Origin of the sequence: Pseudomonas endophytica (assembly GCF_001411475.1) — a bacterium.
Lineage (GTDB): Bacteria > Pseudomonadota > Gammaproteobacteria > Pseudomonadales > Pseudomonadaceae > Aquipseudomonas > Aquipseudomonas endophytica.
The window spans coordinates 1-9730 of the sequence record NZ_LLWH01000049.1 but is presented as its reverse complement, the minus strand read 5'-3'; the positions used below and the strand labels follow the sequence as shown (position 1 = coordinate 9730).

Annotated in this window: 13 protein-coding genes; 6 read left to right on the top strand and 7 right to left on the bottom strand. The window is 56.4% G+C overall.

The window, feature by feature from the left end; genetic code table 11:
* From adk to AQS70_RS05175, 4 genes are all read left to right on the top strand, one after another.
* A partial coding sequence (gene adk, locus AQS70_RS05190; protein WP_055101843.1) for an adenylate kinase occupies positions 1–510 on the top strand: 510 nt, incomplete at its 5' end.
* A 94-nt stretch (positions 511–604) separates the two neighbouring features.
* Positions 605–1291, top strand: a complete 687-nt coding sequence (tsaB, locus tag AQS70_RS05185) for a tRNA (adenosine(37)-N6)-threonylcarbamoyltransferase complex dimerization subunit type 1 TsaB (RefSeq protein WP_055101842.1) — start codon at positions 605–607, stop codon at positions 1289–1291.
* Between the two features lie 140 nt (positions 1292–1431).
* Positions 1432–1728 carry a hypothetical protein gene (locus AQS70_RS05180; RefSeq protein WP_055101841.1) on the top strand — a complete coding sequence of 99 codons (297 nt, stop codon included), beginning with the start codon at positions 1432–1434 and terminating at the stop codon, positions 1726–1728.
* A 4-nt stretch (positions 1729–1732) separates the two neighbouring features.
* On the top strand, positions 1733–2602 hold the full coding sequence (locus tag AQS70_RS05175; RefSeq protein WP_055101840.1) for a DUF72 domain-containing protein: 870 nt from the start codon (positions 1733–1735) through the stop codon (positions 2600–2602).
* On the opposite strand, the gene AQS70_RS05170 is transcribed toward AQS70_RS05175, so the two are convergent.
* Positions 2599–3222 (bottom strand): hypothetical protein, encoded by a 624-nt coding sequence (locus tag AQS70_RS05170; protein ID WP_055101839.1) that lies wholly within the window; start codon positions 3220–3222, stop codon positions 2599–2601. The genes AQS70_RS05175 and AQS70_RS05170 overlap by 4 nt on opposite strands.
* A 92-nt stretch (positions 3223–3314) precedes the next feature.
* On the opposite strand from AQS70_RS05170, the gene AQS70_RS05165 reads away from it, so the two are divergent.
* Positions 3315–4103, top strand: coding sequence for a class I SAM-dependent methyltransferase (locus AQS70_RS05165; protein ID WP_055101838.1), 789 nt, complete (start codon positions 3315–3317; stop codon positions 4101–4103).
* Positions 4104–4194: 91 nt separating this feature from the next.
* Here AQS70_RS05165 and AQS70_RS05160 read toward each other — a convergent pair whose 3' ends face one another.
* From AQS70_RS05160 to plsB, 3 genes are all read right to left on the bottom strand, one after another.
* Entirely contained in the window at positions 4195–4593 is a 399-nt protein-coding gene (locus tag AQS70_RS05160; RefSeq protein ID WP_055101837.1) for a YbaY family lipoprotein, read from the bottom strand.
* A gap of 175 nt (positions 4594–4768) precedes the next feature.
* Positions 4769–5092, bottom strand: a complete 324-nt coding sequence (locus AQS70_RS05155; protein ID WP_055101836.1) for a hypothetical protein — start codon at positions 5090–5092, stop codon at positions 4769–4771.
* Positions 5093–5240: 148 nt separating this feature from the next.
* Entirely contained in the window at positions 5241–7736 is a 2496-nt protein-coding gene (gene plsB, locus AQS70_RS05150; protein WP_055101835.1) for a glycerol-3-phosphate 1-O-acyltransferase PlsB, read from the bottom strand.
* Between the two features lie 238 nt (positions 7737–7974).
* Here plsB and AQS70_RS05145 point away from each other — a divergent pair, with 238 nt between their 5' ends.
* A complete protein-coding gene (locus AQS70_RS05145) occupies positions 7975–8184 on the top strand; it encodes a cold-shock protein (protein ID WP_055101834.1) in 210 nt (69 codons plus the stop codon).
* Positions 8185–8289: 105 nt separating this feature from the next.
* Here AQS70_RS05145 and AQS70_RS05140 read toward each other — a convergent pair whose 3' ends face one another.
* The 3 genes from AQS70_RS05140 to AQS70_RS23565 all read right to left on the bottom strand — a co-directional run.
* Positions 8290–8667, bottom strand: coding sequence for a hypothetical protein (locus tag AQS70_RS05140; RefSeq protein WP_055101833.1), 378 nt, complete (start codon positions 8665–8667; stop codon positions 8290–8292).
* Positions 8668–8748: 81 nt separating this feature from the next.
* Complete coding sequence (locus AQS70_RS05135; RefSeq protein WP_055101832.1) at positions 8749–9558, bottom strand: putative RNA methyltransferase; 810 nt, start codon at positions 9556–9558, stop codon at positions 8749–8751.
* Positions 9558–9730 (bottom strand): M20/M25/M40 family metallo-hydrolase (locus AQS70_RS23565; RefSeq protein ID WP_156355023.1); only part of this gene is annotated, 173 nt, incomplete at its 5' end. The genes AQS70_RS05135 and AQS70_RS23565, both read right to left, overlap by 1 nt.

Sequence of the window (9730 nt, the reverse complement as noted above, 5' to 3'; positions counted from 1 at the left end):
CTAAAAGCTAAAAGCGTGATGGACAGCGGTGGTCTGGTTTCTGACGACCTGATCATCAATCTGGTTAAAGAGCGTATTGCTCAGCCAGACTGCGTTAACGGGTTCTTGTTTGACGGTTTTCCCCGCACTATTCCTCAAGCTCAAGCGCTGGTAGACAACGGTGTTGAGCTCGATCACGTGGTCGAAATCGCCGTTGAAGACGAAGAAATCGTCCAGCGCATTGCTGGCCGTCGCGTACACGAGGCTTCTGGCCGCGTTTACCACGTTGCGCATAACCCGCCTAAAGCTGAAGGCAAAGACGACGTTACTGGCGAAGAACTGGTGCAACGCAAAGACGACACCGAAGAAACAGTTCGTCACCGCTTGTCGGTTTATCACTCGCAAACCAAGCCGCTGGTAGCGTTTTACCAAAAGCTTATGTCCGCTCAAGGCAAGCCTAAGTACAGCCACATTGAAGGCGTTGGCTCGGTAGAAGCGATCACAGCCAAGGTGCTAGAAGCGCTGAACTGATCCGTCGATTTGCTTGGTGACAACAGCCCGCTTGCGGGCTGTTGTTGTTTATACTGCGTCACTTTTTTTAATTCTGATTCTGACGGGAACACCGATGAGCACCTTGCTGGCCCTGGATACCGCGACTGAAGCTTGCTCTGTTGCCTTGCTACACGATGGCAAGGTCACGAGCCACTACGAGGTGATCCCGCGCCTGCATGCGCAAAAGCTGTTACCGATGATCAAAGAGTTGCTGGCTCAGGCCGGGGTTGAGCTGTCAGCGGTCGAGGCGATTGCTTTTGGCCGTGGGCCAGGTGCTTTCACTGGCGTAAGAATCGCCATTGGTGTGGTGCAAGGGTTGGCTTTTGCGCTGGAGCGCCCGGTGTTACCGATCTCCAACCTAGCGGTATTAGCCCAGCGTGCTTACCGCGAGCATGGCGCGACTCAAGTGGCCTCGGCCATTGATGCGCGTATGGACGAAGTGTATTGGGGTTGCTACCGCGAGCAGGCGGGCGAGATGCGTTTGCACGGTGTAGAGGCCGTATTGCCACCACAGGTCGCCGCTTTACCTGCCGGCGCCAGCGGGGAATGGTTTGGCGCGGGCACGGGCTGGGGTTATGCCGAGCGCTTGAGCCTTAAGCCCTATGCAATGGACGCGGGCATGTTGCCGCACGCCGAAGACCTGCTGACCCTGGCGCGTTTTGCTTGGGCGCGTGGCGAGGCCATTTTGGCCGATGACGCCCAGCCGGTGTACCTGCGTGACAAAGTCGCGGCCACCAGAGCCGAACGCAACCTGATCTAGCCCAATGCGCGCATGAGGACGCAAAAAAGATCACCACGATGGGCTGTAGCAGCTGCGCCGTTCACCGGATTTACCTCTGGCAGTTTGCTTAGTCAGGCCAACGCCGCTAAATTGCCGTTATCGCAACCGAGCTTGCATTTATGCGTATTGACGGCTTTCCCTCTCAGTCTTACCCCATCAAGCGCAAGCCGCGTAAAGGCTCGGTGCCGATTGATGAGGCGGTGGACGAAAGCCAAGCCGAGCCTGAAAGCGCCCCCCAAAGCGCGCGCAAGACGCCTTCCAGTGAGCGCATCAGCCAATTGCCGGTGCGCACCCAAGACATGATTTTCCAGCGTGGCATGAGCAAAAACGCCGCCAGCGCCCTCGCCAGTTACCTGACCACCCAAGGCTTTGTCGATTGGGAAATAGAAGTGATGGGTCTAGACCTGTACATTTGACGGCATGACTGATGCCCAACTCCCTTATTACCTCGGCTGCCCGTCCTGGAGTGAAAACGCCTGGCGCGAAGGGCTGTATCCGCAGAACGCGCATTCCAGCGAATTTCTGAGCCTGTACGCCCAAGTATTCAATGCCGTCGAAGGCAACACGACGTTCTATGCCAGCCCCAAGCCGTCCACGGTCGAGCGTTGGGCGAGCAGCATGCCCGAACACTTTCGTTTTACCGCCAAACTCCCGCGTGAGATCAGCCACGCTGGCGATTTGCGTGAGCACTCAGTGGCAACCGAAAGCTTCCTACAGCTGTTAAAGCCATTGGGAGCGCGAGTAGCACCGTTATGGCTACAACTGCCAGCAAGTTTCGGTCCGCAACGCGTGGCTGAGCTGATGAGCTTTATAGACGCCTTGGAGCGTCCGCTGGCCATTGAAGTGCGTCACCCAGAGTTCTTCGCCAAGGGCGATGCCGAGCGCTTGCTCAATCGGTTGTTGAAGGAGCGCGGGGTCGAGCGCATTTGTCTTGATTCCCGCGCCTTGTTCAGTTGCACGTCGACCGATCCAGCGGTGCTTCACGCGCAGTCCAAAAAGCCCAAAGTGCCACCACGCCCAGCCGCGTTCACTTCATGTCCGCAGGTACGCTTTATCGGTCGCCCCGAATTGCACGCCAATGATCCGTACTTAAAACCTTGGGTTGAAAAAGTCGCAGGCTGGATTGAAGAGGGGCGCACGCCCTACGTGTTTTTGCACACCCCGGATAACCATTTGGCCCCGGAACTGGCGCGGCGTTTTCATCAGCAGTTAACCCAACGCTTACCGGGCCTGCCTGCATTGGCTGAGTTGCATGCGCCTCAAACAACTGAGCAACTGGGGCTGCTTTAGGCTGCCAATCGCAGGTTGTTAATGATGAGTGGGCGGGCCCACGCGAGGTCGAAATCCATGGCTCGCTGCTGTTCCATCAAGGTAGTGGCGTCATAAGGCTCGGCTGGTGTGTCGAGCAACGCCCACTCAAGCTCGGCAATCGGTAAGTGCAATGACCGTGGTTCCGGCGCGGGCCCGGGCTCAGGCAGAGGGTGACCCTGCGCCATAACTCGCGGCCTAACCCACGTGTTGGTGAGATCTTGCAGGTGTTGCTGTGCGGCGATTTCTTCAGCCGGGAACGGCGGCGCAGGCGCAGGTAGCAACGCCAGCTCAAACTCAGCAATGGGCAAAAACAGCGCTTGAGGCGGTTGCAGTTCGGTGTCGTGGACCTCGCACTGGCGCTGGGTCACGATGCGGCTCAATAGGTCACTGCCCCCTTCGGGCGGGCTGTTTTCAACCACTGATGGGGCAGGCGTGTTGAGGGTTGAAAAGGCTGCATCCGGCGCAGACTGCTCTGCCAACGCTTGGGCGTAGAAGTCCTTCCACAGGTGATTAACGCTGCCTGTGACTTGGGAATTGTGCCGGCCATAGTCGCCAACGGGGGCGATAAAGCCAATAGATGTGCAATGAATGTCTGACATAGCTCTCGGTCGACGCCCAGCTCTGGCAAAATGCCGGATATTTCATTTATCGGCAGTTGTTGCCGATCATTAAATTTTTGAGCGTGTTTTAAATGAGTGAGCAAGCAGCGGGCAGTCGCATCAAGGTCGAGGCGTTGGGCGAGGCTTATCAGCCCTTGGCCGAGCAATGGGCGCAGCGTCTGAATGTGCCTTTGGACGAGCCACAGGCTGACTTTGCCTTGCAGATCGGCGCCCAAGGTTTACAGCTACAACAGTTGGGGCCAGAGGCGCCTGGCCCGGTGCGGGTCGACTTTGTGGAGGGCGGGGCGGCCCATCGCCGGTTATTCGGCGGCGGCACGGGGCAGATGATTGCCACGGCCGTGGGCATCCAGCAGGGCGTGCGTCCACGGGTACTGGATGCTACGGCGGGGCTGGGTAAGGATGCGTTCGTGCTGGCGAGCCTGGGCTGCGAGATGAGCCTGATCGAACGCCAGCCTTTAATCGGTGCCTTGCTGGAAGATGGCTTAGCCCGCGCTCTGGATGACGTTGAAGTGGCGCCGATTGTCTCGCGTATGCAGTTACTTAAAGGCAATTCAATTGACGTGATGCGCAACTGGGAAGGCGAGCCGCCGCAAGTGATCTACCTTGACCCTATGTTTCCGCACCGCGAGAAAACCGCTCTAGTGAAGAAGGAAATGCGCTTGTTTCGCCCGTTAGTAGGGGATGACAACGACGCACCCGCATTGCTGGAGGCGGCGTTGGCACTGGCCACGCACCGTGTGGTGGTCAAGCGCCCGCGTAAAGCGCCGTGCATCGCTGGGCCTAAGCCGAGTCATGCCCTAGACGGCAAATCGAGCCGTTACGACATCTACCCTAAAAAGGCGTTAAAGCCTGCGGGCTGACATATCCCCGTAGGAGCTGCCGCAGGCTGCGATCTGTTGATCTGTTAAGCAAAAGATCGCGAGCAAGTTCGCTCCTACAGGTAGGCGGGGTTTAACGCACCTGATCGACGCGCAGGCGTATCGGTTGTAAGGTTTTAGCGTTCAGGTCAACGCTGTTGTGTTCGGTGCTGATAAACAGCAATTTACCGTCTTCTTCGATCCGTGCACTCACCGCGTAGGTATGCCCCGGTTTCACGTCTGCCGGGTTGTAGTTGAGGTGGAACGGCAGCGGCACTTGGCCTTTGATCGGGCCGCTTTGCTTGGCCAAGGTAACGGCCGGGGCGTCGGCCAGCGACACATCTTGCAGGCTCACTTCAAGGGTGGCAGTGGGTGGCAGGGCGATGCGTTGCAGGTAATACACTTCGCCGTCGAGTGTGGCTTTAGGGGTGGAGTTCATCGAGCTACAGGCTCCCAGCAGTGCCGTGAGGCTGAGTAAAAGGATTTTTTTCATGGTAAAGACTCCATTTTTATCCCTGATAAAAGGCGTCATGCAAAAGGGATTTAAAAGAGTCTAACAATGAAGTCCGGTTTGACAGCAATTGTCTGGCTTGAATGTGCTTTTGCGCGAGGTAACCTTACTGCCCAAACAACTGGCAGTAAGGCAAAGACAGGTGCTAAGTCATCGCTTAGAGAGGAGCGAAAATCGACACTTTGAGACGGCCAGTTTCAATCGTGATTACAGGCTTGTCTTCGTTCTGCTTGATGCTGATGCCGCCGGTAACACCGAAGCTGCCGGTATTGGGCTTGATGCCATTACCGCCGTGAACGCCTGTGCTGTCGGTTGTTGGCTTGATGCCATTACCGCCGTGAACGCCTGTGCTGTCGGTTGTTGGCTTGATGCCATTACCGCCATGAATGCCGGTGCTGTCGGTTGTTGGCTTGATACTCTTGTCGTTAGGCACGCTGATATCTGGTCTGCCTTTTACGTCGGTGTTGTTCTGTTGAGTCATTTGAGATGTCCTTATCTGCTAGCTATAAAAATGAGTGCTGTGCCGAAAAAGTCGGCATAAACCCAAGACTAGCCACAGTTTCATTACTCAAATCAGTTTAGGACGCTTCCGTACATCTTTGAGGAGGCGTCCTGACTCGAATTGACTCTTATCCGACAGTCTCGGATTGATCTTGCGCATCTTCACTGCGGTGCAACGCGACCTGGCGAATAGACAAGCGAATCTCGGCGGGTAATACGCGTTTTGCCACGCCTTCGGCCAGTTCGCCTAGCAGTTCGTGATAGCTCAACTTGCCATGGGTATCGCGGCGCAGCACGTCTTGCTCCAGCAAGGTCTCGATAAAGTGACGGAACAGGCTCTTGTCGAAAAACTCGGGGGCGTTGAGCCCGTGGAGGATCGACAGGCGTTGGGCCATCATCGTGCACAGATCTTCCAGCTCTTCGCTGCTCAAGGTGTTTTGGCCACTGTTGAGTAACAGCGAAATGGCCATGTAGAAGCGCTGCAAAGTTTGCGCAATGCTCTTGGACAGCAGCGTTAGCAGCACAAAGTGGCGCGAGCTGGGTGCTGGGCGCAGGTAGATGTCATTTTCGAAGCGCAGTAAGCCGTGCTCAACAAAGGCTTCTAGCCATTGATCGACCACCTCGTCGAGGTCTTCCAGCGACCAGCGGATGAACAGCTCCGATTGCAAGTACGGATACAGCGCGCTGGTGTAGCGCAGGATTTGCTCGCGGGTCATGCGCGATGCGCTTTGGAAGAAGCTGGCCAGCAAGGCGGGTAAAGCAAAAATATGCAGCACGTTGTTGCGGTAGTAGGTCATCAACACCGCGTTTTGCTCATCCAGATACAGGATTTTGCCCAGCGCGTCGCTTTGTTCAGACAGTAGGTCCATGGCTTTTACGTGTTCGATCAGCGCCTGGCCATCGCCCTCAGGCAGGGTGGTGTGGGGCGAGTAAGGCACACGGCGCAGCAGTGACAGGTACAGGTCCAATACCCGTGCCATGGCGCGGTCATCCAATGCCAGTTTGCTGGTCGATAACAAGGCCAGTGCCACCAGATTGACCGGGTTGATCGCCGCCGCTTCGTTAAGGTGCTGGGCAATTTTCTCACCCAAGCGGTGGGTGGTGGCGTTCAACCATTCAGGACGGTACTGCGGCGCCAATACTTGCTGACGCCAGTGGGGTTGTTCCTGATCGAGAAACTCGGCGAGTTTGATCGGCTCGCCAAAGTTGACCGCGACCTGACCAAACTTCTGCTTCAGCGCACCGATGACTTTGAAAATGTCGAATATCGACTCTTTTTTCTTACTCGCCCCACGCAATTCGCCCAAGTAGGTACGGCCTTCAAGTACACGCTCGTAGCCGATGTACACCGGCACAAAGACGATGGGCGTACGGGATGAGCGTAAGAAGCTGCGCAAGGTGATGGCCAGCATCCCGGTTTTAGGTTGCAACATACGCCCAGTCCGCGAGCGACCACCTTCCACGAAGTACTCCACCGGGAAGCCTTTGGTGAACAAGGTGTGTAGGTACTCGTTGAATACTGAGGTGTAGAGCGGGTTGCCCTTGAACGTGCGACGCATGAAAAACGCCCCGCCACGTCGCAGCAGGGGGCCGATCACCGGCATGTTGAGGTTGATCCCGGCGGCAATGTGCGGCGGCGTCAGGCCGTTGCGAAACAGCAAATAAGAAAGCAGCAAATAGTCGATATGGCTGCGGTGGCAGGGCACGTAGATGATTTCGTGACCCGGGGCGACATCTTGCACGCCCTTGATGTCATTGACTTTGACCCCGTCGTAAATTTTGTTCCAGAACCAGCTCAGGATTACTTCAAAGAAGCGAATGGCGGTGTAGGTGTAGTCGGAAGCAATTTCATTGGCATAGCGCAGGGCTTGCGCCTTGGCTTTTTCCGGGGAGATGTTTTCGCGTTGTGCCTCATCGAGAATCGCCCTTCGAACCGAAGGCTCATTCACCAAACCTTTGACCAGCGTGCGCCGGTGCGACAGGTCTGGGCCGATGGTTGAGATTTTAAGGTTACGAAAATGCACACGCAAAATACGTTGAGCCATGCGCACTGTGCGCTCGTGACCTTTGTTGAGGTCGACCAGCTCCCGCAAATGAATCGGTGCGGAGAACTGAACACGGGTTTTTCGACCCAGAATCAAAATGCGTAACAGGCGGCGTAAACGCCCGGTGACCGCCCAACTGTCGGCGAACAGTAGTTTCCACGGGCTGGACTCGCTGTCAGGTGATTGGCCCCAGAACACGCTAACCGGAATGATTTGTGCATCCTCAGTCGGGTTGTGGGTAAGACCATCGACCAGTCGAGTGAGGGTGGGGGGCGCGCCGCGTTTGTCTTGGCGGCCTAGCCAGTCGGGCTCGGGGGTCAGGTAAAAGAACGCAGCGGGTTCGGTTCGGGTGCCTACGACGACGGGTAAGACCGGTCGCGGCAGACCGACTTTGGTGCATTCGGCATCGACTACCGCCAGTTCGGTGATCGAAGGCGATTGCAGCACATAGAACACGGGGCGGCTGCGGTCCAGACTCAACGCCAGGGAGGACTGGTTAATCGTCTCCGAGCGGACCCACAAGTACAGCAAGCGACGCAGGGCGCCAAATACAAGGCGGTGAAATGGGGAACGAGTCATACGGCTTCTGCGTTAGTGGATTAAAACGAGTGTTTACTCGGGCCGGTAGTGTGCCGTATCTCTGGAAAATCGGCAAAAAAGTAGCGAAGTAATATCGATTGAGTGTTCTTCGCGCTGACTTATACTCGACGCTCTTTCGTCTTAAGACGTCAGACAAAGTCCAATAAAGTTAAGTTCGCGCGAACGTTCTTAACGGGCTAAACAACAAGCCCATTCAACAATAAAAAGGGGAAAGTGAGTGAGTACACGTATGACAGGCAGTGTGAAATGGTTCAACGACGCCAAGGGTTACGGCTTTATCCAAAATGAAAACGAGAGCGATGTGTTTGTCCATTACCGCACCATTCGCGGCGAAGGCCATCGCTCTCTGGCTGAAGGCCTGCAGGTTGAATACACCTGTGTACAGGGGCCAAAAGGGCTTCAGGCAGAAGATGTGGTAGGGCTGTAACATACGCACACATCTGTAGGAGCTGCCGCAGGCTGCGATCTTTTGATCTTAAAAGATCGCGAGCAAGCTCGCTCCTACAGGTTTTTCAGATTACTCAGATGGATATCAGGAACCGGTTCGCCAAGTGATTTCTTCTTCGCCGTCTGCGCTGACGCGGATCCAGCGGTCAGCGTCGTCTTCACCTTGCGCTTCTTCCCAACTGCCCGGCGCACAACGGACTTCGACGTTCAACGCCTTAAAAGCATCCCGTGCGCAAGCGATGTCGTCATCCCACGGTGTTTGATCGCTTTCTAGGAACAGGCTGTTCCATTTGCCCACAGCTTTTGGCATCCAGGTGACGGGGACGTTACCCGCTGTGCATTTCCACACCTGCCCCTTTTGCTTCCACTCCGAACAGGTGCCTAGCACCGTGGAAAGCCACTTGGCGACGTCTTTGTAGGTGACGGCTTCTTTCAGGTAAATCTCGATATCGGGTTGGCGCATGGATGGACCTCACTGTGTGTCTGAAAAATCCATTCGCGGATTAGTCGGGCCTGTCGCAAAGGCAGCAGGCCGTAAAGTGGATTATTGAAGCACGAAGTAATCGTAACGCATGGACACGGTGACGACTAAAGGCTCTGGATGCTCAATGACCTGAGCCCGACGCTCGGCGCTGGCACGCCAGCCGTGTGGGGTCATGGCCAGCAGGTTGGCGCGATCTTGCGGTGCGCTCAAGCTGAGGGTGAATGCCAGTGTCTCACTGTGTTGCAATTGCATGCCTTGCGGCACCAACGCCAAGTGTTTGTCATCGGCGTAGTCACGCACTTCATCGTAAAGCCGCTCGCGCAGCTCCATCAGGTGACCGCTGGTTGGGCCAACCCGCATTAAACCGCCACCGGGGCTGAGCAATCGCTTGGCTTCGAGCCAGTCCAACGGGCTGAAAACACTCGCCAGGAATTGGCAACTGGCATCGGCCAATGGCACACGCGCCATGCTGGCGATTAACCACGTCAAGTTCGGATTGCGCTTACAGGCGCGCTTGACCGCTTCACGCGAGATATCGAGCGCATAGCCCTCTGCGTTAGGCAAACTTTCGGCGATTTGCGCGGTGTAGTAGCCCTCGCCACAGCCAATGTCGAGCCAGCGTTGCGGTGCGCGTTCGGCGGCCAGCTCGGCCAAGCGCTTGGCAACGGGTGCGTAATGACCGGCGTTAAGAAAGTCGCGGCGAGCTTCAACCATGGCTTGGTTATCACCCGGGTCGCGACTGTTTTTGTGCTGCACCGGCAGCAGGTTCAAGTAGCCTTGGCGTGCGCGGTCAAAACGATGGCCGGCCGGGCAAACCACGCCATTGTCCGCTGCGCTGAGTGGCTCTGAGCAAATAGGGCAGGCCAGCATCAGGCGAGCAACTTGATCAGGGTGTGGTAGTAAATGTCGGTCAGCACGTCGAGATCACTGGCTAGCACCCGCTCGTTGACCTGGTGAAGTGTCGCGTTGACCGGCCCCAGCTCAACCACTTGCGTGCCCAACGTGGCGATAAAGCGACCATCTGAAGTGCCGCCGCTGGTGG